This window comes from Paraburkholderia sp. MM5477-R1 (assembly GCF_050436385.1).
Taxonomy (GTDB): Bacteria; Pseudomonadota; Gammaproteobacteria; order Burkholderiales; family Burkholderiaceae; genus Paraburkholderia; species Paraburkholderia tuberum.
Genome location: NZ_JBNDMC010000007.1, coordinates 171,499 through 194,790, shown reverse-complemented (window position 1 = coordinate 194,790; position 23,292 = coordinate 171,499). Strand labels below are relative to the sequence as shown.

Here is a 23,292-nt window from a genome sequence, read left to right as displayed (position 1 = left end):
CTGGACGCAAACCATGTCTTCATTCTCGTCATTCGATCTTCGCCTCCCGACACTTCGCTCCGCATACCGTGATGGAACGCTCACGCCGCGCAGGCTCGTCGCGGAACTGCTCGAAAAAGCTGCGGCGCTCAATCCATCGTTCAATCTGTTCATCCATCTTCTGACCGAAGATGAAGTCGCGCCCTACCTCGACTGGCTCGACACCCAGGACGTCGAAAGCCTGCCGCTCTATGGCGTTCCGTTCGTGATCAAGGACAACATCGATCTCGCCGGCATTCAGACGACCGCCGCGTGCCCCGCGTTCGCGTACACGCCGTCGCGATCGGCGAGCGTCGTTGCGCAATTGATCGCGCTCGGCGCGGTGCCGCTCGGCAAAGCCAATCTCGACCAGTTTGCGACCGGTCTGAACGGCACCCGGTCCCCGTATGGCAAGTGTCGCAATAGCGTGCATCCCGACTATCCGTCGGGCGGCTCGAGCGCGGGGTCGTCACTCGCGGTCGCGCTCGGCGTCGCCAGTTTCGCGCTCGGGACCGACACGGCCGGTTCCGGTCGCGTGCCTGCCGCGCTGAACAATCTCGTCGGTCTCAAGCCGACTAAAGGCCTGCTGTCCACCGCGGGTGTGGTGCCCGCGTGCCGCACGCTCGATTGCGTCACGTTCTTCACGGCGACGGCGAAAGAAGCGAGCGAGTTGCTTGCGTTGAGCGCGCACCCCGATCCTCGCGATGCATACAGCCGCGCGAATCCGCAATGGAATACGGCACGCGCGTTTGGCGAGCCCACGGCGTTCAAGTTCGGCGTGCCGGCGCAACTGGAATTCGCCGGCTGTTCCGAGAGCCCCGGGCTGTTCGCGAAGGTGCGCGCGTTGCTCGAAGAAGCAGGTGGTGAAGCTGTCGAAATCGACTTCACGCCGTTTGTCGAAACCGCCAATCTGCTCTATCAGGGGCCGTGGGTGGCCGAGCGTTATAGCGTGGCGGGCGAGTTGATGACGGAGAAACCCGCTGCGGTTTTGCCCGTCATTCGCGATGTGTTGGCGAAGGCACCCGGCGCGAGCGCGGTCGAACTGTTTCGCGCGCAGTACCGCTTGCAGGAATTGAAGGCCCTCTGCGATGCGTCGATCGATTCACTCGATTTCGTTCTGACGCCGACGTATCCGCGTGCCGTGACGCTCGACGAGTTGGAGCGCGACCCCATTGGTCCGAACTCCCTGCTCGGCTATTACACGAACTTCATGAATCTGCTGGACTATGCCGCCGTCGCTGCGCCGACCGGTTTCATGAAGAATGGTCTGCCCTGGGGCGTGACCGTCTTTGGCCGCGCGTTCACCGACCAGTATCTGTTGGGTGTGGCCGACCTGCTGCAACGAAAGAGCGGCGTGCACTGCGTCGGAGGTCTAACCGTCGAGCCGGAGCCGCGCGGCGAACGATGCGCGGCGAGCCACGATCGCATGCGGATCGCGGTCTGCGGCGCACACATGCAAGGTTTGCCCCTCAACCGCGATCTGCTTGCCCGACGCGCGCGGCTCTTGCAGGCCACTCAGACTGCCCCGCAATACCGGTTGTCGGCGCTGCCTGCGTCGGCGGACGGCACGAGGCGTCCAGGCCTGTGGCGCGTCACCGATGGCGGCGCAAAAATTGCTGTCGAAGTGTGGGAAATGCCCAGCGCGGAGTTCGGCTCGTTTATTTCGACCGTTCCGTCTCCGCTGGTTCTGGGGAAGGTCGAACTCGTCGACGGTTCGTGGGTTACCGGTTTCCTCTGCGAGCCGTATGGCGTGCAGTCGGGAACCGATATCTCGGAGTTTGGCGGATGGCGAGCATGGCTTGCCAGCGAGCATTGCGCGAGTTTCTGATGGAACGAACGATGAGCGGCGGCGTCGCAGGGTATGGGCAGTGAAGCGCCGCGGGTTTGGTTGGCACCTCCGGCTTCCTTCCGCAATTCCGTCGCAACTTCGAGAGGTTCCTTAATGACGCTCCGCACCGTCGCGCTCGCCGCAACCACCGCTGCGCTCACGCTCGCCGGCACGACCGCCGCCCTCATCACACAAGCTCAAACGCCGAGCACCGCCGACAGTCAATGGCGCGCCAGTTCCACCATGCTCGCGACGCTGCTGCAGGACGGCTACAAGATCGTCGCCGTGGTCAACAACGGTCCCGCCGACACGATCTTCGTGCAGCGCGATCAGAGCGCGTTCAAATGCATCGATCCGCAGCAACCGGATGCAAAAGCAAAAACGTCGGTGGCGCCGGGCTGTTACGAGCTGGTACCGCCGAGCGGCGCCACGCCGGCGTCGGAATCCAGATAACGTGATTTGAAGCGCGAGCTCAACCTAACCCCGGCTCGCGCGAAAGACTTCGGCGTCGCGCCAACATCGCGACGCTTCAGCGATCCACGAGCCGGCTCAGATTGCCGCGCACCCGCTGCAGCAGCGCGATCAACTGCGCCGCTTCTTCATCGCTGAAACCATTGAGCGCTTCGAGCGCGACCTCGTCGCCGACCTTGCGCGCCTTGCCGAGCGTGCGCTCAGCCTTCGGCGTCATGCGCACCTGGCGCTCGCGGCGATCCTGCGGATTCGCGGTCCGCTCGATCCAGCCGCCCTCCTCCATCCGGTCGAGCAGCCGGCCCGCCGAGATCGGCGCGACCTCGAGCAGATCCGCCAGCCGGGCCTGATTGATGTCGCCGTAGTGGCCGAGATAGGCCAGCACGCGACACTGCGCGCGCGTCAGATCGACCGACGACCTCGCGAGATCGTCGAACCGCTTGCCCGCCAGCCGGCCGACGTCGTAGATCAGAAAGCCGAAGCGCTCTTCGAATTGGGTTTTCATGCGCGGATTATACGGAAGCACTTCGGCGTACAGCGCGACTGCGTGTGCGTTCTATCCTCAGCACAACTCCCGATAGCGCCAACCCGTATTGACGATATACTAAGCATGCTTACTATTTCGACCCTCCCCACCATTCATGTCTTCCGCCTCCACGTCGACGAGCGCCACTGAGCTGCTCAACCGGCCGATGATCACGATCTCGATCATGCTCGCGACGCTGATCCAGACGCTCGACAGCACGATCGCCAACGTGGCGCTGCCGCATATGCAAGGCACGCTGTCCGCGTCGCAGGACGAGATCACGTGGGTGCTGACCTCCTATATCGTCGCCGCCGCGATCGCCACGCCGCTCACCGGCTGGCTGGCGGATCGCCTCAGCGTGAAGCGGCTGCTGCTGATCGCGATCGGCGGCTTCACCGTGTCTTCCGCGTTGTGCGGACTCTCCGAGACGCTGTCGCAGATCGTCGTGTCGCGTCTGTTGCAAGGGATCTTCGGCGCGTCGCTGGTGCCGCTGTCGCAGTCGATCCTGCTCGACATCAACCCGCGCGAAAAGCAGGGCCAGGCGATGGCCGTGTGGGGCATGGGCGTGATGGTCGGGCCGATCCTCGGTCCGACGCTCGGCGGCTGGCTCACCGATAGCTACAACTGGCGCTGGGTGTTCTTCATCAACGTGCCGATCGGCGCGATCGCGCTGTTCGGCGTCGCGAGCTTCCTGCCGACGCGCGAGCCGAAACACGACGTGAAGTTCGACGCGTTCGGCTTCATCACGCTCGGCCTCGCGATCGGCGCATTGCAGGCGATGCTCGATCGCGGCGAGCAGCTCGACTGGTTTTCGTCGACCGAGATCGTGATCGAGGCGCTCGTCGCGGCAATCAGCTTCGCGTTTTTTCTCGTGCACACGGCGACGATCGGCGAGCGCTCGTTTTTCAAGTACAAGTTGCTGAAAGACCCGAACTTCGCGACCGGCACGTTGTTCATCTTCGTGATCGGCGCGGTGATGTACGCGACCCGTGCGCTGCTGCCGCCGATGCTGCAAAACCTGATGGGCTATCCGGTCGCGACCACGGGCCTCGTCACCGCACCGAGCGGCGCCGGCACGATGGTCGCGATGCTGATCGCCGGCCGGCTGCTCAAGCGCGTCGACGCGCGGCTGTTGCTGCTCTGCGGTTTCCTGATATCGGCGTTCGCGCTGTGGCAGATGATGCAGTACACGATCGTGCTGTCGGCATCGGACATCGTGTGGCCCGGCGTGATCCAGGGCTTCGGACTCGGCCTCGTGTTCGTGCCGCTGTCCACGCTGACGTTCTCGACGCTGTCGCCGGAGCTGCGCGCGGACGGCACCGCGACTTATAGCCTGATGCGCAACATCGGCAGCAGTATCGGCATTTCGATCGTGCAGACGCTGATGACGCGCAACACGCAGATCTCGCACGCGGACCTCGCTGCGAACGTCACCGCGTTCAATCCGGCGCTCCAGTCGATGCTCAACAGCGGCTCGAACTATGAGATCGCGGCGCTGAACGCGTCGATCACGCAGCAGGCGGCGATGGTCGCGTATCTGAACGACTTCAAGCTGATGTTCGTGGCGACGCTGCTGGTCATCCCGCTGTTGCTGCTGATCCGGCCGTCGCACAAGGCACCGGATGCGTCGATCGCGCATGCGGCGATGGATTGAGACCGAATGCGCCGACGTCCGCCTCAGCCTTCGATTCGCCCGCGCGTCACGCCGAGCAATGACGCCATCGCCGCATACGCCGCGGCGGCATCGCGGGCGCGGATCGCCTCGAACACCGCCGTGTGCTCGGCGAGCGACGCGTTGAACACATCGGCGCGTTTCGCATTGAGCCGCAATTGTGCCTCGAGCGTGCGCTCGATCAGCGCGCCAAGCGGGATCAGCAGTTCGTTGCTGCACGCGGTGAGCACGCGCAGGTGGAACTGCAGATCCGCGCGCACCCATTCGTCGACGTTGCGCGCCGCCACCATCGCGGTATGCGCGGCCGCAAGCGCACCCAACGTGTCGTCGGTGTGCGCGGCGGCCGCGAGGCCGGCGGCATAAGGCTCGATCATCTCGCGCATTTCCTGCAGCTTGAGCGCGAACGCCATCGGCTCGGCGACGCGTGAATACCAGTCGAGCAGATCGGCATCGAGCAGATTCCACGCGGACTTGACCCGCACGCGCGTACCCACGCGCGGCCGCGATTCGATCAGCCCTTTCGACGTCAACGTGCGCAGCGCCTCGCGCAGCACCGTGCGGCTCACGCCGAACATCTCCATTAACTCGGCTTCACGAGGCAGGATCGACTCCGGCGCATAGTCGCCGCGCAGAATCGCGGTCGCCAGCAGTTGGGCGACTCGCCCGTGCAGATCGTGCGTAATGGTTTTCTCCTCGCGGTTGATGATCCCGTCGCGCAACGCGGCGGTAAGTCGGCAGATCTCACCACTATGTGACAAATAGTACTATTAATAGTATTTTAATGCAGTTTTGTTGTAGCATGGAATTCCCCGAAATTTTGCATGCCCGCAGACCTGCTTTGCATGGGTTCGGAGTAAGCGCCAACTTCGATCGACACCGGAGACACACACCATGAAAATCACCAAGCTCGAAACCTTTATCGTCCCGCCGCGCTGGTGCTTCCTCAAGATCGAGACCGACGAGGGCATCGTCGGTTGGGGCGAGCCGGTGGTGGAAGGCCGCGCGCATACGGTCGCCGCGGCCGTCGAGGAGCTGTCCGATTATCTGATCGGCAAGGACCCGCTGTTGATCGAGGATCACTGGCAGGTGATGTACCGCGCGGGCTTCTATCGCGGCGGCCCGATCACGATGAGCGCGATCGCCGGCGTCGATCAGGCGCTGTGGGACATCAAGGGCAAGCATCACGGCGTACCGGTGCATGCGCTGCTCGGCGGCCAGGTGCGCGACAAAATCAAGGTGTACTCGTGGATCGGCGGCGACCGTCCGAGCGATGTCGCGAACAACGCACGCGCGGTGGTCGAGCGCGGCTTCAAGGCCGTCAAGATGAACGGCTCGGAAGAGCTGCAGATCATCGACACCTTCGACAAGGTGCAAGGCGTGATCAACAACGTCGCGGCGGTGCGCGAGGCGGTCGGGCCGAACATCGGAATCGGCGTGGACTTCCACGGCCGCGTGCATAAGCCGATGGCGAAGGTGCTCGCCAAGGAACTCGACCCGTACAAGCTGCTGTTCATCGAAGAGCCGGTGCTGTCGGAAAACGCCGAGGCGCTGCGCGACATCGTCAATCAGACCAACACGCCGATCGCGCTCGGCGAGCGTCTCTATTCGCGCTGGGACTTCAAGCACATCCTGTCGGGCGGCTACGTCGACATCATCCAGCCGGACGCGTCGCACGCGGGCGGCATCACCGAGTGCCGCAAGATCGCCGCGATGGCGGAAGCCTACGACGTCGCGCTCGCGCTGCATTGCCCGCTCGGCCCGATCGCGCTCGCAACCTGCCTGCAGATCGACGCGGTCAGCTACAACGCGTTCATCCAGGAACAGAGCCTCGGCATCCACTACAACCAGGGCAATGACCTGCTCGATTACATCAAGAATCCGCAAGTCTTCAAGTACGAAGACGGCTTCGTGTCGATTCCGCAGGGCCCCGGACTCGGCATCGAGGTCAACGAAGAGAAAGTGCGCGAGATGGCGAAGGTCGGTCACCGCTGGCGCAATCCGGTGTGGCGTCACGCGGACGGCAGCGTCGCCGAATGGTGATCTGAACACCTGGGCGAAGCAGGCGGAACGCCGCCGGCGGGCCACATGACGCGCGGGCCGTCGCAGTAACGTAACTTCCCGGACCAGCCGGCTCGAACCGGCGTTCGAGCGCTGCCGCCCCGACCTGCATCACTCCCCGCCGAGCCTTATCCCGCCTGGCTTTCGCGACGTTTGTTCGGTATCGGACATACGTATGGCCTGCTCCTTGCTGAAATGCATGCCAACAACGCATGCAGCGAGGAGCATCATGGGCGAATTCCTTCCTGACTATCTGATCCGCGAACAGGCGGCGGTCGGCGCGCTGGTTGCGTTCGGCGTGCTGCGCATCATCGGCGCGATGCTCGCGTACGAGCGCGGATGGAACATCTCGGTAGTCGGCAAATGCTTTATCGCCGCGGCGGTGCTGTACTGCCTGCCGCAGGTCTTCGATCTGCTCACGCAGATGGTCGGCTCGCACGCGGCCGGCGCCGAACTCGAAGGCAAGGCCGCGGGCTGCGCGATCGCGTTGTTCTGCGCGCCGATTCTCGGTCATCGCCTCGGCTTCGAGTAAGCGGGCTTCGCAGTGCGGCGCTTTTTTACGCGGCGCGCATCCGCGGGTGCTGTCGTAGAACTGACGCACGATGGACGCACGCGGCCGTCGCGCATCCATCGCCGATTGGTCAATCGCCTATGCCGCGCCGCGCGTTCAACCGAGCGCAGCGAACGCCGGCACGGTGTGTGACAACGCGGCCGCGACGACGAACACGCCGATCATCACGAGCGCTTCCAGATACATCACGTTGACGAAGGTGTGCGCATCCATCGTCGACGCGGTGCGACGCAGGCGTGGCAGCGCCGATGTGCGGTTCAGCGCGCCGAGCACCAGCGCGAGCGCGACCAGCACGAGCTTCAACGTCAGCACATGACCCCACGTGCTCGCCTGAATCGCTTCGAACGAACTGCCCGAGTCGCGCACCGCATTGAAGACGCCCGACAGCAACACCAACGCGACCGCGACGATCGTCACGTTCGACACCTGGGTCGCCGTGCGGATCAGCATGCCCCGCGCGGTGGATGCCCCGAGCGCCGGCAGCACCGCCAGGCCGGAGGCCATCGCGAGTCCGCCCCATACGCTCGTTGCGAGCACGTGCAGCGTCTGCATGCCGATCGCGGCCGAGACCACGCCGGCATCGGCCGCGTGACCGAGCGACGCCTTACCCGCCGCGATCGCGAGCACCGCGAGCCACAGCAGCGTATTGCGCAGCATGCCCGTGCCATGGCTCAGCGCGGTGCCGAGCAGCACCAGCGCGCCGCCGAACGCGACGCTCCAGCCATAGCCGACATGCGTTTGCGTCAGCACCGTCGGCACCACGCCGAACGCCGCGGACAACCCGACACCGCTCATCGACGCCGCCTGATACAGGAGCCAGCCGAGATCCGCGAGCACCAGCACGATGGTGGCCGCGAGCATCGAGCGTTGCGCGCGCATCCAGCCCGGACGCGCCGGTGAAGTGCGCTGGAGCCCGTCCCTCGCGAGCCATGCGCCGAGTAGCGCCGAGCCGACGGCGAAGCCGAACGAGACGTTCATGAGCGTGGCCATTGCGACCTGCCCGATCCACAGTCCGTCGAAGTTCATTTGACGTTGAACGCGAAGTCGCCATGGGTACGATGGCCGTCGGTGGCCACCGCGATCCAGTGCACCGCATAGCGGCCGCTCGTCAACTGAGGCAGCGCGAGGTGCATCACGCGGGCGTCCGCGCTATCGACCGTCGACGCGCCCGGCGTCGCGGGCTTGCCGTTTGCATCGGCGAGTGTGATCTTGCTGAATGCGGGCTCGAGCGGCTCGGTGAAATGGATCGTCAGGTCGGTAGGCGCGACGGCGTCGGCGTTCGCGGCCGGCACGCTCGAGATCAGATGCGCATGCGCGAACGCGGTGGACGACATGGCCAGCGCCACCGCGCCGGACATCAACGCTCGCAGCGTCGACGAGGAGAAATCGAATAGCTTCATGTAAGGCCGATAGCGGATGAGAACGAACGGAACATAGGCGGGCCGGCGAGGCGCATCGTCTGCACGACGGCCGGCGAGCCCGGAAGTGTACGCTTCGATGGCGCGCGCGGGGATCGGTTCAACCTGGCTTGATCGAATGCGTCACGCGGCATCACGCTTGCAGCGACGGCGCCGTGATTATTTTTGAGGCAAAGACGTCGACCACGATCCGTGACGCAACCAAAGTCCGAAACCGGCATAACGCGACATACTGTCGCATGGCTGTCACACCTGGAACCGTCTCTAATGCGGCAAATAGTCACGATTACCCTTCGATGATAGAATGCTGCGTCGCCGCAGCGACGGCTGTCCTTCACACCGAGCCGCCCGAAGTTCGGTCAGGTCCCCGATTCCGATGGAGTTACGCGTGTCTTCAAGACGCCTCTTCCGCCCGTTGCTTGCCCTTCTGTTGATCGGCACCGCGGGTGTCTATAGCGCAGCGAAAGCGCAGACTCAACCGAAGGCCCCCGACACGATGGAAGCGCGCGTGCAAGGCTGCACGGCCTGCCACGGCTCGCATGGGCAAGGTACCGACAACGACTACTTCCCGCGCCTCGCGGGCAAGCCGGCGGAATATCTGTTCAATCAGTTGCAGAACTTCCGTGAAGGGCGCCGCAGGTACCCGCCGATGAACTACCTCGTCACGTATCTCTCCGACGACTACCTGCATCAGATCGCCACCTTCTTCTCGCAACAACGCCCGCCGTATCCGACGCCGGCCAAGCCGACCGTCTCGGCCGCCACGCTCGCGCGCGGTGAGCAGATCGTGCTGCACGGTGATGCATCGAAGCAGGTGCCCGCTTGCGCGGCTTGCCACGGCAAGGCACTGACCGGTATGGAACCGGCAATTCCGGGTCTCGTCGGTCTGCACGCCGACTACATCAGCGCGCAGCTCGGTTCATGGCGCTCGGGCACGCGTCACGCGATCGCGCCGGACTGCATGCACACCATCGCCACGCGCCTCAGCGACGAAGACGTGAACGCCGTCGCGGCCTGGCTTTCCACGCAGCAGGCTCCGCAAAACCCCGTGCCGGCTCCGGCCCGCTCCTTGAAGACTCCGCTTGCCTGCGGCAGCGAACCGCAATAAGGCGCCGGGAGAGACATTCAAATGAAACACAAGTCTTTGTTCGCCCTCTCGGCAGTCGTCGTGGTCGCGGCCGCCGCACTCATTCCCGTCCTGTGGTCGGGCGGCGACCGTCTGCATAGCAGCGGCGCAGCCGTGGCGGCAACGCCCGCGGACCAGGCCGACCTGATCAAGAAGGGCGAGTATCTCGCCCGCGCCGGCGACTGTATCGCCTGCCACACGGTGCGCGGCGGCCAGCCGTTCGCGGGCGGCCTGCCGATGGCCACGCCGTTCGGCACGATGTTCACGCCGAACATCACGCCGGACGACCAGTACGGCATCGGCAAGTGGACCCAGGACGACTTCTATCGCGCGATGCACACAGGCCGCTCGAAAGATGGCAGCCTGCTCTATCCGGGCTTCCCGTTCACGAGCTACACGAAGGTCACGCGCGCCGACTCCGACGCGATCTACGCATATCTGCGCTCGGTCGCGCCGGTCAACGTGCCGAGCCGTCCGCACGAACTGAAATTCCCGTTCAACCAGCGCAACATGCTGATCGGCTGGCGCACGCTGTTCTTCCGTGAAGGCGAGTTCAAGCCGGATCCGACCAAGTCGGTCGAATGGAACCGCGGTGCGTATCTGGTCGAAGGCCTTGGTCACTGCGGCATGTGCCACACGTCGATCAATGCGATGGGCGCCCCGGTCAACTCGGCCGCGTTCGCGGGCGGCCTGATTCCGCTGCAGAACTGGTATGCGCCGTCGCTGACGTCGAACCGCGAAGCCGGGCTCGGCGACTGGGACCTCAAGGACATCGCCGACCTGCTCAAGACCGGCGTGTCGAGCCGCGGTGCGGTGTTCGGTCCGATGGCCGAAGTGGTTCACAACAGCCTGCAGTATCTGTCGACCGAAGACATCAACGCGATGGCGACGTACCTGAAGACGATTCCGCAGAAGAGCGAAGCACCGGAACCGCTGCAGCTCGAAACCTCGGAAAAGTTCGGCGGCGAACTGTTGAAGCAAGGTCAGAAGATCTACGCTGACAACTGCGCGAAGTGCCACGAGGATAACGGTCTCGGCCGGCCGCCGGCATTCCCGCCGCTCGCGAACAACCAGTCGATCCAGATGCCGTCCGCGGTCAACCCGATCCGCATGGTGCTGAACGGTGGTTATCCGCCGAGCACGGAAGGGAACCCGCATCCGTATGGCATGCCGCCGTTCGCGCAGGCTCTGTCGAATCAGGAAGTCGCAGCGGTCGTGACGTACATCCGTATGTCCTGGGGCAACCACGGCACGGCCGTGTCGCCGCAGCAAGTGGCCGACTTGCGTTCGGCGCCGCTCGACTAAGCAGGGTTCGACGCACCCCGGGCGCGGCCTGCGAAATTCGCGGCCGCGCCCTTCGTTTTTTCAGGACCGGTATGATGTAGGGCTATTTGTGTTGGAGGTTGCCCTCGTGGGACCGTGCAGGAGGAAAGAGTTGTGCCCTTCGGTGAGCGTTTGAACAGCATCACCCATCTCGTCGGCGCCGTGCTGTCGGTGGTGGGGCTGGCGGCGCTCGTCACGATGGGCGCGCTCGCCGGCGACGCGTACAAGGTCGTCAGCTTCGCCGTATATGGTGCGATGCTGTTCGTGCTGTACGCGATCTCGACGCTGTATCACAGCGTCAGCCATCCGCGTCTGAAGGCGATTCTGCAGAAATGCGATCATTCGGCGATCTACCTGCTGATCGCCGGCAGCTACACGCCGTTCACGCTCGTCACGTTGCGTGGACCGTGGGGCTGGTCGTTATTCGGCGTGAGCTGGGGGCTCGCTGCCCTCGGCATCGTGCAGGAACTCACGCTCGGGCGACGCACCCGCAGCGTGTCGATGGTGCTGTATGTGTTGATGGGATGGCTCGCGCTCGTAGCCGTCCACCCGCTGGTGCAGGCGTTGCCGGCCGCGGGGACCGCGTGGCTCGTGGCCGGCGGCGTCATCTATAGCGTCGGCATCTATTTCTTCATCAACGACGAGCGCATCCGCCACGGACATGGTATCTGGCACCTGTTCGTACTGGCGGGCAGTCTGTGTCAATTCGTCAGTGTCGCGCGCTATGTCGCGTGACATTCCACGGCGACGAATTGCAACTTAAGGCCAGTCGACGTGTCTGCATAGCGCGTTGAAACATTCGGCACATCTGTGAGCGTGCCGCCGATTTCTCCGTGAACGGAACCGGGCCTCGGCCTCGAACACCCATGCGGGCGTGTCGATGCCGCGCTGGTTTTTCCGCGTTGGGGTCCTTTGGGCCCAGCGGGGCCGTTCGCGACACTGCATTGCAAAGAGCTTTTATGTCTTTTGATTCCCTCGGCTTGTCCGAACCGCTGGTCCGCGCTGTCAATGAACTCGGCTACACCAGCCCGACTCCGATCCAGACTCAGGCGATCCCGGCCGTGCTCAACGGCGGCGATCTGCTCGCCGGCGCGCAAACCGGCACCGGCAAGACCGCCGGCTTCACGCTGCCGATCCTGCAGCGCCTGAATTCGATGCCGCCGGCCGCCGGCGGCAAGCGCGTGGTGCGCGCGCTGATCCTCACGCCGACTCGCGAACTCGCCGCGCAGGTCGAAGAAAGCGTGCGCGCCTACGGCAAGTATCTGAAGCTGAAGTCGACCGTGATGTTCGGCGGCGTCGGCATCAATCCGCAGATCGATGCGCTCAGGCGCGGCATCGATATCGTCGTCGCGACGCCGGGCCGTCTGCTCGATCACATGCAGCAGAAGACCATCGACCTGTCGCATCTCGAGATCCTCGTGCTCGACGAAGCCGACCGCATGCTGGACATGGGCTTCATCCACGACATCAAGCGCGTGCTCGCGAAGCTGCCGCCGAAGCGCCAGAACCTGCTGTTCTCGGCGACCTTCTCCGACGAGATCAAGACACTCGCCGATGGCCTGCTCGACTCGCCGGCGCTGATCGAAGTCGCGCGCCGCAACACGACGGCCGAAACGGTCGCGCAGAAGATTCACCCGGTCGATCGCGACCGCAAGCGCGAGTTGCTCACGCATCTGATCCGTCAGCACAGCTGGTTCCAGGTGCTCGTGTTCACGCGCACCAAGCACGGCGCGAATCGCCTCGCCGAGCAGCTGGCGAAGGACGACATCAGCGCGCTCGCGATTCACGGCAACAAGAGCCAGTCGGCACGCACGCGCGCGCTCGCCGAGTTCAAGGACGGTACGCTGCAGGTGCTGGTGGCGACCGACATCGCCGCACGCGGCATCGATATCGATCAGTTGCCGCACGTGGTCAACTTCGATCTGCCGAACGTGCCGGAAGACTACGTGCACCGCATCGGCCGCACGGGTCGCGCGGGTGCGACCGGCGAGGCGGTGTCGCTCGTATGCGTCGATGAACTGCAGTTGCTGAAGGACATCGAGAAGCTGATCAAGCGTCCGGTCCCGCAGGAAGTGATCGCCGGTTTCGAGCCGGACCCGACCGCGAAGCCGGAGCCGATCCTGCGACGCGGGCAGGGCGGCGGCGGGCGCTCGCCGCGTCAGGGACAAGGCGCGGTGCGTCGTGACGGCGGTGCTGGTGGTGGCGCACCGGCCAAGCCGGCTCAAGGCTCCGGTCAGCGTTCGGGACAAGGCACGGGTCAGCGTTCGGGCCAGCCTGCGTCGAACGCTCAGCCCACGCCGCGGCCACAAGGTGCGAAGCCGGCCGGCAATGGCAATCAGCCGCGTCGCGATACGCAGCGTCACGACGATCGGCCGCGTACCGCCGCGCATGATGGCGCTCCCGCGCACCATGCGCCGCGCAAGCCGCAGGGCAATCGTTCGCACAACGGCAATCCGGGCGCGTTGCTCGGCGGCGGCGCGAAGCGCAACGATGCGCCGCGTGGTGCGCAACCGTCGCGCAACGGCGCCCGTGGCCGTTAAGCGTCGCGCGGCCTGAAGGCTGCCCGCGCATCAGCCGTTAGCGCTTCCCTGCTCGAAGACTAACGGCTGCTCGCGGCGGCAGCCTGCTTCAAATGCTCGACCTGCCGTTCCCATCGCTCGAGCACCACACTCCCCTCTCCTTGCAATTCGAACGTGATGCCGCCCGTGAGGCGCGCATAACGGACGCTTTGCGCTTCCGCTGTGTCGATCGAGCCGAGCAGATAGACGAGGCCGCTGTCGTCGCCAGCAACACCGGGCAGCGGCGCGACACGCAACTGCACCTGATAGAACGCCGCATCGCAGACGAAGCTCAGCGCCGCGCGCCCGCTTTGCGCGATCGCGCGCGTCGCGCGCGCCTGCGGCCATAGCGCGATGCACAGCGTGCGCGAGTCGGGCGCATAGAGTTCGCCGACGCTCAGCAGAGATGTGCGCACGTGGCCGTTCGCATCGACGCTCAGTAGCGACGCGGTGAAGCCCAGCTTGTCCGCAAGCGACGAACCGTCGAACAACGCGCGCACGTTGGCCGGCCATTCGTCGAACACGATCTGTTCGAGCGGACGCGCGGACGTAGATGCGGAGGAGGAAGCGCTCATGCCATCGATCCAGTCGAAGTAGTCGGTAGAGCTCCATCATGCCTCGGAAAAACCAAAGCCCGCATGAGCGGGCTGCGGTTCGCTTCGTCAGGTCGTTGCAGCTGCATTCAGCCGATGCCTCGCGCAATGATCGATAGCTCAGCGAAAGAATACGTGCTGCGTGATCTTCGCGAGCGGATAATGCACGCCCGGCTGAATGCGCGCCGGCAGATCGAGCGGCTTGAGCAGCATCTTCACGCACATGTCGGCGGACAGATTGCGGCGCACCAGCTTGTTGATGCGCGCCGCGCGCTCGCGGTTATACGCGGAGTCGTGCACGCGCTCCGGATAGCGAATCGCGAACACGTGCCGCAACGCGATCTCCGAATCTTCGTTCTTGATTTCCATCACGCGACGCATCAGCGCGCCCAGCACCGCGAGCCTACCGTTGCCCTCGATCCGGTTGTACTTCTTGAAGTACCTGAAAAAGTGCTTGTAGTGACGGACCTCGTCGGTGCGGATGTTGTCGGTGATCTGCTTGAGGACCGCTTCGTCCGAGCACTCGTTGATCGCGCGGTACAGCGTCGCGGTACCCGTTTCGACTACGCAACGCGCGACCATCTCCAGCGCGCGGGTCTTTTCGAAATCCTCGACCGAGCACGTGAGCGAATACTCGCCCATGAAATTGCGGAACGCGGTGTCCCAGTCGAACTCGGGCCATACATACGCGATATAGGTCTTCAGCGCCCGGCCGTGCTGCATTTCCTCGGGCTCCCACTCGTGGTTGAGCCAGGCCGAGACCTCGGGGTCGTCGTTGAAAAACGTACTCAGATTGCTGGTGTAGAGATCGGTGCCGCTTTCGATGAACGAAGCCGCGCACAGCAACAGCAGCAGGTCCTCGTTGGCCGCGGCCTTCTGACGGTCAATGCGCGTCAGATCGATGTCTTCGATCCGCCAGGGCATGACATGGTTCAGCTCTGTGTGCATCGTGTCTTGCTCCCATGCTGTACCGACCCGTGGAGTTCTTCGCAACTGCCACCGCGCTCGCCGTGATGTTTCTGCGTGTCGGATACAACGCCGTGAATTAGAGTTGGGCCCTTGTACTCTGCATCTTAGCCGGAGATATCCGACCATGCAGATCACACAGCACAGACCATGCCGCATCGACGCAGTTCCGATTTCAAGATAGTCGAAATCTTCCAACGTGTTAAATCGATGTGCGCAAGGCATAAAAAGCCAGCCCAAAAGGCTGGCTTTTCGGACAGACATCAGACCCGGCGGGGTTGGGGCACGGGCGGGCGCCCTACGCGGGCCCCCTTGGGAGGCCCCCCCTTGGGCGGGCCCCCTCTTCCTCAGGCAGGTTGGACGTCGCCCGGGATGGGACGCACGCGACGCATGCGCAGCGCGACGATGATCAGCGATACGCCCGAAAGCACCGCCGCAAGCAGGACGTAATAACTTGGCGCGAGTTTGTCGCCGGTCAAATGAATGAAGGTTTCGACGATGGTCGGCGCGAAGCCGCCGAAGATCGTCACGCCGATGCTGTAACCGATTGAAAGGCCAGTCGAGCGCACCTGGGTCGGGAAGATCTCCGACATCAGCGCGGGCATCGGCCCCGAGTACGAGGCCTTGAAAATACCGGCGACGCCTTGCAGCACGAGCAGCCAGCCAATCGTCGGATGTGTCTGCAGCCATGCGAACATCGGATAGATCAGCAGGCCCATCAGGATCGACGTGCTCAGCATGATGCGAATTCGGCCGATGCGATCGGACAGCGCGCCCATGATCGGCGAGAAGATGAACTGCATGCCGCCGTTCAGCACGACGACGCCGAACGACGCAGCCGCCGCCATATGCAGCTGCTTGACCGCGTAAAGCGGCATGTAGAGCTGCAGCACGTACACGCCGACCGTCGACTGCGCAACCATGCCGATCGCGAGCAGCAGGTTGACCCACTGATTCGAGAACGACGCGTCCTTCGTTCCGCTGACGACCTTGTGCTCGCCAGCCGCCTCGCGAGCCGCGCGTTCTTCACGCAATGCGAGGAATTCGGGCGTCTCGTCGAGATGCGAGCGGATGTAGTAGCCGACCGGCCCGACCAGCAGACCGAACACGAACGGCACACGCCAGCCCCAGCTGTTCAGATGCTCGGCCGGCAGCCACGCGGTCAGCAGCGAACCGAAGGCCGCCGCGGTGATCGCCGCGAGACCCTGGCTCGCGAACTGCCAGCTCGCGTAGTAGCCGCGCCGGGTCGCGCTGTGCTCGACCATGAACGCGGTCGCGCTGCCGAACTCGCCGCCGACCGCGAAGCCCTGCACGAGCCGCGCCAGCAGCACCAGCAGCGGCGCCGCGAGACCGATCGTCGAAAACGGCGGCATCACGGCCATCGTGAAAGTACCGACCATCATCAGCGCGATCGCGAGCGTGAGCGCCGCCTTGCGGCCCTTGCGGTCGCCGTACACGCCGAGCACGACCGCGCCGAGCGGGCGCATCAGGAACGAGAGGCCGAAAGTGGCGATCGCGAGCAGCGTCGACAGCCACTCGTCCTGCATCGGGAAGAACTGCTTCGCGATGATCGTCGCGAAGTAGCCGTAGACCAGGAAGTCGAACCACTCGAGCGCGTTACCGATCGACGACGAGAAAACGATCCGCCGCACCATCGCTTTCGAAAGCGGCGCGGCGTGGGGGAAAGCGGTCGTCGAGTGCGACGCGGGGGTGTTCATGATGGTCTCCTGCCTGTCTGCTGCGTGATAGCCGTGGTAGGTGCGGCACCGCCTGGGTCTGCGAGGCGGCTGGCGGGCGCGCAATAGCGCGGCATATGCCATGCCGCGCGTTGGTTACGTGTTACCCGGGTGTCGGACCTGAGTCCCGGTGCGGACCTCGGCCCCGTGCGTCGCCTCGTTGTGGCCTAGAAGCCGGCGGCGAGACCGTCGCGGCGGCTGTCGCTGGCCGCCACGTAGCCGCGCTCCGGCTCGTTGCGATCGAGTTGCCAGATGAACTGGCCGGAGCCGAAGTCCATGTACGGATCGTCGACCGACTTGATCGTGTGGCCGAGCTTCTGCAGGCCCTCGGTGGTCTTCGGATCGAGCGTCGACTCGATATCGACCGTGAAGTCGCGGTTGACCTTCCAGCGCGGCGCGTCGCACGCGGCCTGCGGCTGCTGAGCGTAGTCGAGCATGCGCACCACCGTTTGCAGATGGCCTTGCGGCTGCATGTCGCCGCCCATCACGCCGAAGCTCATCACCGCTTCCTGCTGGCCGCTCACCTGCTGCGTGAGGAACGCCGGGATGATCGTGTGGAACGGTCGCTTGCCGCCCTCGACGACGTTCGGCGACTTCGGATCCATCGAGAAGCCGCAGCCGCGGTTCTGCAGCGCGATGCCGCTGTCCGGCACCACCACACCCGAGCCGAAGCCCATGTAGTTCGACTGGATGAAGCTGACCATCATGCCGCTCTCATCCGCGGCCGACATGTAGATCGTGCCGCCCACCTTCGGCATGCCGAAGTCGAAGTGCGTCGCCCGCTTCGGATCGATCAGCTTCGCGCGCGAGCTCAGGTACGCGTCGTCGAGCATCTGCTCGGGCGTGACTTCCATCGACCGCGGATCGGCCACATAGCGATACAGGTCGGCAAACGCGAGCTTCATCGCTTCGATCTGCAGATGCTGCGACTCGACGCTGTCGACCTTCAGCGACTTCACGTCGAACTTCTCGAGGATGCCGAGCGCAACCAGCGCCGCGATGCCCTGGCCGTTCGGCGGAATCTCATGCACGGTGTAGCCGCGATAGTCCTTGCCGATCGGCTCGACCCAGTCCGCGCGGTAGTTGCGGAGATCGTCGGCGCTCAGCGCGGCGCCGCCTTCGCGTGCGAACGCGGCGATCCGCTCGGCGATCTCGCCTTCGTAGTACGCGCGCGGGCCCTGCTCGGCGATCAGGCGCAGCGTCTTCGCGTGACCGGGCAAGCGCACCAGCTCGCTGACCTCAGGCGCGCGGCCGCGCGGCATGAAGGTCTGCGCAAAGCCCGGCTGATCCTTCAGTTCCGGCACCGCGGCCGCCCATTTGTACGCGACGATGCTCGCCACCGCGTGACCGCGCTCGGCGATCTCGATGGCCGGCTCCATCAGGTCGGCGAACGGCAGCTTGCCGAACTTTTGGTGCAGCGCTTCCCAACCGGCGATCACGCCCGGCACCGTGACGGCGTCCCAGCCACGCTTCGGCTGTTTCGCGAAGCCGTTTTCCTCGCCGTATTTGCGCTTGAAGTAATCGACGTTCCACGCAGCCGGCGACACGCCCGACGCGTTCAGACCATGCAGCTTCTTGCCGTCCCACACGAGCGCGAACGCGTCGCCGCCCAGGCCGCACGACACCGGCTCGACCACTGTCATCGCTGCGGCCGCCGCGATGGCCGCGTCGACGGCATTGCCGCCCTTCCACAACATGCGCAGCCCGGCCTGCGCCGCGAGCGGATGCGAGGTCGAAACGATATTGCGTGCGAATACGGGCAGACGTTGCGTCGGATAAGGGTTTTGCCAGTTGCTGAAGCCAGTCATGTCGAACACTCTCGAAAGCGCGGGCCGGCACGAAAAAGTCGCCGGACATCATGGGAAAGGTTGTAAGGCAGGTAAATCGCGGAACCCAGGATTGCATCGCGAAGCGCACCAAAAAACAAATTCATTTATCAAATGAATAAATGCGTCTTGCACCTGAGTGAAGGTTCGAGCAGGTTCGGAGCGTTCGCGGCCAGTTGGCGGACAAGGGGCGCGATGGTTTTACAATAGCCGCAATCGCGTTCGTCGACGGCGGGCTTTCTGCCAGCCGCTCGATGATCGCGACGGACCACGCCGACACGACAGCCACCACTCAAGACACATGACACGAGACCCCCGCCTGACTCTCAACGCCCGGCAACAGGAATTGCTGGAGTGGGTGCAACGCGACGGCTTCGTGACCGTGGACGACCTCGCGAGCCACTTCGACGTCACCCCGCAGACGATCCGCCGCGACGTCAACTGGCTCGCCGATATGAATCTGCTGCGCCGCTATCACGGCGGCGCCAGTCTGCCGACCAGTTCCGAGAACGTCTCCTACACCGCGCGCCAGCGCATGTTTCATGAAGAGAAAAGACGCATCGCGGCGCTAGTCGCCACTCACATTCCCGATCAGGCATCGCTCTTCATCAATCTCGGCACGACCACCGAGGAAGTGGCACGCGCGCTGAACCGCCACCGTGGACTGCGCGTGATCACGAACAATCTGAACGTCGCAAGCATGATGAGCGGCTACCCGGATTGCGAAGTGCTGGTGACGGGGGGCATCGTGCGGCCGTGGGATAAGGGCATCGTCGGTGAACTGGCGATCGACTTCATCCGGCAGTTCAAAGTCGATTTCGCGATCATCGGCACGTCGAGCATCGAAACGGACGGTACGCTGCGCGATTTCGACACGCGCGAAGTGCGTGTCGCCGAGGCGATCATCGAGCACGCACGCACCGTGTTCCTGGCCGCCGATCACTCCAAGTTTGGCCGCCCGGCGCTAGTTCGCCAGGGACATCTGGAGCAGATCGACGCATTGTTCACCGACGCCGCGCCGGCCGCCGACATGGCCGAAGCGCTGAACGCCGCGAATTGTCAAATCTATATCGCCGGATAATTCCAGGCGATCTCCGCCATGCTGCGGTGCACGCAAAACCTCGCGTGAAATCAAGGATCTGGCTGCGGGGCCGGACCGCCTATCGCGCGACCAATTGTCAAATGGAAAATTTACGGGGACCAGGTTGGCGTTTCATCGGTGCTCGCCTACACTCCAGTTCCCCAACGTGCGTTGCGAGTTTCGCACGGCGTCGGTTTGTGAATCTGTCGTGTAAGCCGTACCTCCCGCCCTGATCCTTAGCGGACCCCGCCCCGGCCTGTCGGTCGACTGCAAGGCTGTCCGCAATTTGCTGACATGGAGAGAACGATGCTGAGTCCGCATGAATTCGCCACGTTGTTACTCGTCAAGGACGCCCCCAACCAGGTCGAAATGGACCGAGAAGAACTCGATGCGTTGCTCGAACGCCAACTGGTGCAACTCGAACGCCTCGCATCGGGCAACGAAGAATGGCGCGTGACCGAAACCGGCGACACCGCATTGCGGGCCATCAAACGTTTTTCCTGAGATTCCCTGTCGTTCGATCCGAGAGCCGTTGGCGGCGTATCCGCGCCGCCCTGGCGGATGCGCCGCGCGCTTCGCTCGCGACTGCCGGGCTCGTATCGTTCAACTCCCTGACAGCGGGCCGCCTTCGCGGCCTTTTGTTGTGCGCATCTCATTTACACAGTAAATTCACGCGACGGACTTCCCCGCCCTCGCGCATGCCCAAGACGCTCTCCGCCGACGACATCCAGCAGTTTCGCGAAGCCATGCGACGCGTCGCCGAAAACGCATTTGCGACCCGCGGCGCGCAAGGCGTGACGATGCGCGAGCTGGCGAAGGAGCTCGGCTGCAGCGCGATGACACCGTATCGCTATTTCCGCGACAAGGAAGAAATTCTGGCGATGGTTCGCGCCGCCGCGTTCAACCGCTTCGCCGCGCGCCTCGAAGCGGCCGCGCGCGGCATCCCCGCGAACGCCCCCGCCATCGATCACAGCGCCGTCGGCCGGGCCTACGTCGACTTCGCGCTCGATGAACCGCACGCCTACCGTTTGATGTTCGATCAGACGCCGCAACAGCAAGGCGCTTACCCTGAACTGGCCGCGGCGTCGCAGCGCGCGTGGCGTCTGCTGGAAGCGCACTTCGAGCGGCTCGTCGAGGCGGGTATTCTCGAAGGCGATCCGCGCCTGATCGGCTATGCGTACTGGACGAGCCTGCACGGCTTCACGATGCTTGCGCTCGCGAACCAGCTACCGCCGTCGGCCGCGCAACAGGCCGATTCCGCCGGCGACGGAGCGCCGAAGCCATCACGTGAAGCCGTGTTCGCGCAGCTTTTGCGCATGCTGTGGCGCGGAGCGTTGGCGCCGCACAAGTGAACCGGCTCGCCGGTCAACCCGTTGCTGCTTACCCGTTACGCAAGGTCGGATCGGCACTCGCACGCCAGCTGATCGCCCTTGCGCGCTGCTCGTTGAAGAACTCGACCCACTGGTTGCGCACCTTCGGATCGCTGCTCGTCGCCTCGCTCGCATGGCGCTGCGCGATCGATGCCTGGAACGCGCAGAAGTCGTCGTTCGACAGCCGGCCGCGCCGGTTCGCCACATAGGCATCGAAGAACGTCTCATAGACGTTCTGCGCGTCGCTGCCGTAGTCGACGGTTTGCGGCGAGCACATCTTCTGTAACGCCTCGAACGACGTTGCGCCCCTCGTCCCTTCCAGACTTGGCGTACTCACGCATCCCGCCAGCAGCGCCGCCGCGCCGATCATCAAAAGTCCACGCATACATCACCTCGAAATGGCTGCTACCGAGAGTATCGTCCGCGGTCGCGCGTTGTGCCACTCCCGTGCCATTCGACCCAAGGCTCGCTCGGGTCGAAGCGAACTTTACTTTTTCGAATATGTTCATTAAAGTTCGAAAACGAACATGATTCGTTCAATCAGCTTTCCAACTTACTCGCAGATTCGATGCAGAGGCTCACCAGGTGACGCAAGGCACGAAATATGATTTGCTCGTCGTCGGTGGCGGGATCAACGGCGCCGGCATCGCCCGCGACGCGGCCGGCCGCGGCCTGGCGGTGCTGCTGTGCGAGCAGGACGATCTGGCCGCGCACACCTCGTCGGCAAGTACCAAGCTGATCCACGGCGGCCTGCGCTACCTCGAGTACCGCGAGTTCGGGCTCGTGCGCAAGGCGCTGCAGGAGCGCGAGACGCTGCTGCGCGCGGCGCCGCACATCATCTGGCCGCTGCGCTTCGTGATGCCGCATATGCCGGATCTGCGCCCCGCCTGGCTGATCCGCGCGGGTCTGTTCCTGTACGACCATCTGGCCAAACGTGAGCTGCTGCCGGGCTCGCGCGGCATCGTGATGAGCCGGCATCCGGCCGGCGCGCCGCTCGTCGAAACGATCAAGCGCGGCTTCGTTTATTCGGACGGCTGGGTCAACGACGCGCGCCTCGTCGTCCTGAACGCACTCGACGCGCACGAGCGCGGCGCGACGATCCTCACCCGCACGAAACTGGTCAACGCAGAGCGCGCCGGCGGCGAGTGGCGCGCGCAACTGCAACGCGCGGACGGCACGACGCTCGACGTGCGCGCCGCCGCGATCGCGAACGCGGCGGGCCCGTGGGTCGGCGAGCTGCTGAAGGGCGCGCTCGGCCGGCCATCGGCGCATAGCGTGCGGCTCGTCAAGGGCAGCCACATCGTCACGCGGCGCCTGTTCGAGCACGACCACGCGTACATCTTCCAGAACGCCGATAAGCGGATCATCTTCGCGATTCCCTACGAGCACGACTACACGCTGATCGGCACCACCGACCTCGAATATCGCGGCGACCCGTCGCAAGTCGCGATCGACGCCAACGAAACGCAGTATCTGTGCGATTCGATCAACCGCTACTTCAGGCAGAAGATCTCGCCGGCCGACGTGCGCTGGAGCTATTCGGGCGTGCGCCCGCTGCTGGAGGACGAGAACGCGGACAATCCGTCGGCGGTCACGCGCGACTACTCGCTCGAACTCGACGCGCCCGCGGAACAGGCGCCGCTGCTGTCGGTGTTCGGCGGCAAGATCACGACGTTTCGCAAGCTCGCCGAGCAGGCCGTCGATACGCTCACCGACGCGCTGCGCCACGGCGGGTCCGCGTGGACCGTCGACGCGCCGCTGCCGGGCGGCGACATCGCACAGGCGAACTTCAATCGCTTCCTCGGTGAGTTCTCGCGCGAGCACGCATGGCTGCCGGCGTCGCTCGCGCATCGGCTCGCGCGCGCGTATGGCACGCGCGCGAATCGCGTGATCGGCCTCGCGCGCTCGCGCGCCGAGCTCGGTCCCGAGTTCGCGCCGGGACTGCACGAAGCCGAGCTGGTTTATCTGCGCGATACCGAATGGGCGCGCACCGCGCAGGACGTGCTGTGGCGGCGCTCGAAGCTCGGCCTGCACGTCGAGCCGGGCACGCTCGATGAGGTTACGCGCGATATCGACGCGTGGTTCGCGCGCGAACCGGCCCGGCAGAGCGCGTAGGCGGCCCGGCCGGGCAAACTGGCATGCCCCGACAAAAGC

At 64.5% G+C, this 23,292-nt stretch carries 22 protein-coding genes; 13 read left to right on the top strand and 9 right to left on the bottom strand.

Features of this window, described 5'->3' with window-relative positions; all coding sequences use genetic code 11:
- Positions 1–13: 13 nt before the first annotated feature.
- Together atzF and OKW35_RS29710 are read left to right on the top strand one after the other, a co-directional pair.
- Positions 14–1,846 carry an allophanate hydrolase gene (gene atzF, locus OKW35_RS29715; RefSeq protein WP_429553936.1) on the top strand — a complete coding sequence of 611 codons (1,833 nt, stop codon included), beginning with the start codon at positions 14–16 and terminating at the stop codon, positions 1,844–1,846.
- A 114-nt stretch (positions 1,847–1,960) separates the two neighbouring features.
- On the top strand, positions 1,961–2,299 hold the full coding sequence (locus tag OKW35_RS29710) for a hypothetical protein (protein ID WP_429553935.1): 339 nt from the start codon (positions 1,961–1,963) through the stop codon (positions 2,297–2,299).
- A gap of 76 nt (positions 2,300–2,375) precedes the next feature.
- Here the strand turns inward: OKW35_RS29710 and OKW35_RS29705 are convergent, their stop codons facing one another.
- Positions 2,376–2,819, bottom strand: coding sequence for a MarR family winged helix-turn-helix transcriptional regulator (locus OKW35_RS29705; RefSeq protein WP_184050828.1), 444 nt, complete (start codon positions 2,817–2,819; stop codon positions 2,376–2,378).
- Positions 2,820–3,024: 205 nt separating this feature from the next.
- Here OKW35_RS29705 and OKW35_RS29700 point away from each other — a divergent pair, with 205 nt between their 5' ends.
- A complete protein-coding gene (locus tag OKW35_RS29700) occupies positions 3,025–4,494 on the top strand; it encodes a DHA2 family efflux MFS transporter permease subunit (RefSeq protein WP_429555100.1) in 1,470 nt (489 codons plus the stop codon).
- A gap of 23 nt (positions 4,495–4,517) precedes the next feature.
- On the opposite strand, the gene OKW35_RS29695 is transcribed toward OKW35_RS29700, so the two are convergent.
- The gene (locus tag OKW35_RS29695) at positions 4,518–5,231 is read right to left on the bottom strand and encodes a FadR/GntR family transcriptional regulator (protein ID WP_090801764.1); all 714 of its coding nucleotides are present in this window, start codon (positions 5,229–5,231) and stop codon (positions 4,518–4,520) included.
- A 172-nt stretch (positions 5,232–5,403) separates the two neighbouring features.
- Between OKW35_RS29695 and dgoD the strand changes: the two genes are divergently transcribed.
- The gene (gene dgoD, locus OKW35_RS29690; RefSeq protein ID WP_090801766.1) at positions 5,404–6,552 is read left to right on the top strand and encodes a galactonate dehydratase; all 1,149 of its coding nucleotides are present in this window, start codon (positions 5,404–5,406) and stop codon (positions 6,550–6,552) included.
- Positions 6,553–6,799: 247 nt separating this feature from the next.
- Positions 6,800–7,102 carry a hypothetical protein gene (locus OKW35_RS29685; RefSeq protein ID WP_184006488.1) on the top strand — a complete coding sequence of 101 codons (303 nt, stop codon included), beginning with the start codon at positions 6,800–6,802 and terminating at the stop codon, positions 7,100–7,102.
- Positions 7,103–7,237: 135 nt separating this feature from the next.
- Here OKW35_RS29685 and OKW35_RS29680 read toward each other — a convergent pair whose 3' ends face one another.
- Both OKW35_RS29680 and copC read right to left on the bottom strand, forming a co-directional pair.
- The gene (locus OKW35_RS29680; RefSeq protein WP_429404471.1) at positions 7,238–8,167 is read right to left on the bottom strand and encodes a CopD family protein; all 930 of its coding nucleotides are present in this window, start codon (positions 8,165–8,167) and stop codon (positions 7,238–7,240) included.
- The gene (gene copC / locus OKW35_RS29675; protein ID WP_184022972.1) at positions 8,164–8,541 is read right to left on the bottom strand and encodes a copper homeostasis periplasmic binding protein CopC; all 378 of its coding nucleotides are present in this window, start codon (positions 8,539–8,541) and stop codon (positions 8,164–8,166) included. The genes OKW35_RS29680 and copC overlap by 4 nt, the downstream gene beginning before the upstream one ends.
- Before the next feature lie 394 nt (positions 8,542–8,935).
- On the opposite strand from copC, the gene OKW35_RS29670 reads away from it, so the two are divergent.
- From OKW35_RS29670 to OKW35_RS29655, 4 genes are all read left to right on the top strand, one after another.
- Complete coding sequence (locus OKW35_RS29670) at positions 8,936–9,667, top strand: c-type cytochrome (protein ID WP_429356121.1); 732 nt, start codon at positions 8,936–8,938, stop codon at positions 9,665–9,667.
- Between the two features lie 21 nt (positions 9,668–9,688).
- On the top strand, positions 9,689–10,990 hold the full coding sequence (locus OKW35_RS29665; RefSeq protein WP_429553934.1) for a c-type cytochrome: 1,302 nt from the start codon (positions 9,689–9,691) through the stop codon (positions 10,988–10,990).
- Positions 10,991–11,122: 132 nt separating this feature from the next.
- Positions 11,123–11,743 carry a PAQR family membrane homeostasis protein TrhA gene (gene trhA, locus OKW35_RS29660; RefSeq protein ID WP_035471054.1) on the top strand — a complete coding sequence of 207 codons (621 nt, stop codon included), beginning with the start codon at positions 11,123–11,125 and terminating at the stop codon, positions 11,741–11,743.
- Between the two features lie 224 nt (positions 11,744–11,967).
- Complete coding sequence (locus OKW35_RS29655; RefSeq protein WP_429553933.1) at positions 11,968–13,548, top strand: DEAD/DEAH box helicase; 1,581 nt, start codon at positions 11,968–11,970, stop codon at positions 13,546–13,548.
- A gap of 59 nt (positions 13,549–13,607) precedes the next feature.
- Here OKW35_RS29655 and OKW35_RS29650 read toward each other — a convergent pair whose 3' ends face one another.
- The 4 genes from OKW35_RS29650 to ggt form a co-directional block, all read right to left on the bottom strand.
- Positions 13,608–14,141, bottom strand: a complete 534-nt coding sequence (locus OKW35_RS29650; protein ID WP_090801778.1) for a hypothetical protein — start codon at positions 14,139–14,141, stop codon at positions 13,608–13,610.
- Positions 14,142–14,279: 138 nt separating this feature from the next.
- Entirely contained in the window at positions 14,280–15,107 is an 828-nt protein-coding gene (locus OKW35_RS29645; RefSeq protein WP_026226031.1) for a ferritin-like domain-containing protein, read from the bottom strand.
- A gap of 365 nt (positions 15,108–15,472) precedes the next feature.
- Positions 15,473–16,843, bottom strand: coding sequence for an MFS transporter (locus tag OKW35_RS29640; RefSeq protein WP_184058388.1), 1,371 nt, complete (start codon positions 16,841–16,843; stop codon positions 15,473–15,475).
- A 185-nt stretch (positions 16,844–17,028) separates the two neighbouring features.
- A complete protein-coding gene (ggt, locus tag OKW35_RS29635; protein WP_429553932.1) occupies positions 17,029–18,669 on the bottom strand; it encodes a gamma-glutamyltransferase in 1,641 nt (546 codons plus the stop codon).
- A gap of 319 nt (positions 18,670–18,988) precedes the next feature.
- On the opposite strand from ggt, the gene OKW35_RS29630 reads away from it, so the two are divergent.
- The 3 genes from OKW35_RS29630 (at position 18,989) to OKW35_RS29620 (ending at position 21,120) form a co-directional block, all read left to right on the top strand.
- Positions 18,989–19,768 carry a DeoR/GlpR family DNA-binding transcription regulator gene (locus tag OKW35_RS29630; protein ID WP_184022964.1) on the top strand — a complete coding sequence of 260 codons (780 nt, stop codon included), beginning with the start codon at positions 18,989–18,991 and terminating at the stop codon, positions 19,766–19,768.
- Positions 19,769–20,074: 306 nt separating this feature from the next.
- A complete protein-coding gene (locus tag OKW35_RS29625) occupies positions 20,075–20,272 on the top strand; it encodes a hypothetical protein (RefSeq protein ID WP_167368606.1) in 198 nt (65 codons plus the stop codon).
- 194 nt (positions 20,273–20,466) lie between these two features.
- Complete coding sequence (locus tag OKW35_RS29620) at positions 20,467–21,120, top strand: TetR/AcrR family transcriptional regulator (RefSeq protein WP_429553931.1); 654 nt, start codon at positions 20,467–20,469, stop codon at positions 21,118–21,120.
- A 28-nt stretch (positions 21,121–21,148) separates the two neighbouring features.
- Here OKW35_RS29620 and OKW35_RS29615 read toward each other — a convergent pair whose 3' ends face one another.
- Entirely contained in the window at positions 21,149–21,523 is a 375-nt protein-coding gene (locus OKW35_RS29615) for a hypothetical protein (protein WP_184050855.1), read from the bottom strand.
- Positions 21,524–21,723: 200 nt separating this feature from the next.
- Here OKW35_RS29615 and glpD point away from each other — a divergent pair, with 200 nt between their 5' ends.
- Complete coding sequence (glpD, locus tag OKW35_RS29610) at positions 21,724–23,253, top strand: glycerol-3-phosphate dehydrogenase (protein ID WP_429553930.1); 1,530 nt, start codon at positions 21,724–21,726, stop codon at positions 23,251–23,253.
- Positions 23,254–23,292 lie beyond the last annotated feature (39 nt).

Bases quoted from the DNA above. Each gene is read 5' to 3' on its own strand.
- OKW35_RS29680 (WP_429404471.1), bottom strand. From the start codon at position 8,167: ATGAACTTCGACGGACTGTGGATCGGGCAGGTCGCAATGGCCACGCTC.
- OKW35_RS29655 (WP_429553933.1), top strand. From the start codon at position 11,968: ATGTCTTTTGATTCCCTCGGCTTGTCCGAACCGCTGGTCCGCGCTGTC.
- OKW35_RS29705 (WP_184050828.1), bottom strand. From the start codon at position 2,819: ATGAAAACCCAATTCGAAGAGCGCTTCGGCTTTCTGATCTACGACGTC.
- OKW35_RS29670 (WP_429356121.1), top strand. From the start codon at position 8,936: ATGGAGTTACGCGTGTCTTCAAGACGCCTCTTCCGCCCGTTGCTTGCC.
- OKW35_RS29645 (WP_026226031.1), bottom strand. From the start codon at position 15,107: ATGCACACAGAGCTGAACCATGTCATGCCCTGGCGGATCGAAGACATC.
- copC (WP_184022972.1), bottom strand. From the start codon at position 8,541: ATGAAGCTATTCGATTTCTCCTCGTCGACGCTGCGAGCGTTGATGTCC.
- OKW35_RS29650 (WP_090801778.1), bottom strand. From the start codon at position 14,141: ATGAGCGCTTCCTCCTCCGCATCTACGTCCGCGCGTCCGCTCGAACAG.
- OKW35_RS29700 (WP_429555100.1), top strand. From the start codon at position 3,025: ATGCTCGCGACGCTGATCCAGACGCTCGACAGCACGATCGCCAACGTG.
- OKW35_RS29615 (WP_184050855.1), bottom strand. From the start codon at position 21,523: ATGCGTGGACTTTTGATGATCGGCGCGGCGGCGCTGCTGGCGGGATGC.
- dgoD (WP_090801766.1), top strand. From the start codon at position 5,404: ATGAAAATCACCAAGCTCGAAACCTTTATCGTCCCGCCGCGCTGGTGC.
- OKW35_RS29685 (WP_184006488.1), top strand. From the start codon at position 6,800: ATGGGCGAATTCCTTCCTGACTATCTGATCCGCGAACAGGCGGCGGTC.
- OKW35_RS29710 (WP_429553935.1), top strand. From the start codon at position 1,961: ATGACGCTCCGCACCGTCGCGCTCGCCGCAACCACCGCTGCGCTCACG.
- ggt (WP_429553932.1), bottom strand. From the start codon at position 18,669: ATGACTGGCTTCAGCAACTGGCAAAACCCTTATCCGACGCAACGTCTG.
- OKW35_RS29625 (WP_167368606.1), top strand. From the start codon at position 20,075: ATGCTGAGTCCGCATGAATTCGCCACGTTGTTACTCGTCAAGGACGCC.
- OKW35_RS29640 (WP_184058388.1), bottom strand. From the start codon at position 16,843: ATGAACACCCCCGCGTCGCACTCGACGACCGCTTTCCCCCACGCCGCG.
- OKW35_RS29620 (WP_429553931.1), top strand. From the start codon at position 20,467: ATGCCCAAGACGCTCTCCGCCGACGACATCCAGCAGTTTCGCGAAGCC.
- OKW35_RS29665 (WP_429553934.1), top strand. From the start codon at position 9,689: ATGAAACACAAGTCTTTGTTCGCCCTCTCGGCAGTCGTCGTGGTCGCG.
- OKW35_RS29630 (WP_184022964.1), top strand. From the start codon at position 18,989: ATGACACGAGACCCCCGCCTGACTCTCAACGCCCGGCAACAGGAATTG.
- atzF (WP_429553936.1), top strand. From the start codon at position 14: ATGTCTTCATTCTCGTCATTCGATCTTCGCCTCCCGACACTTCGCTCC.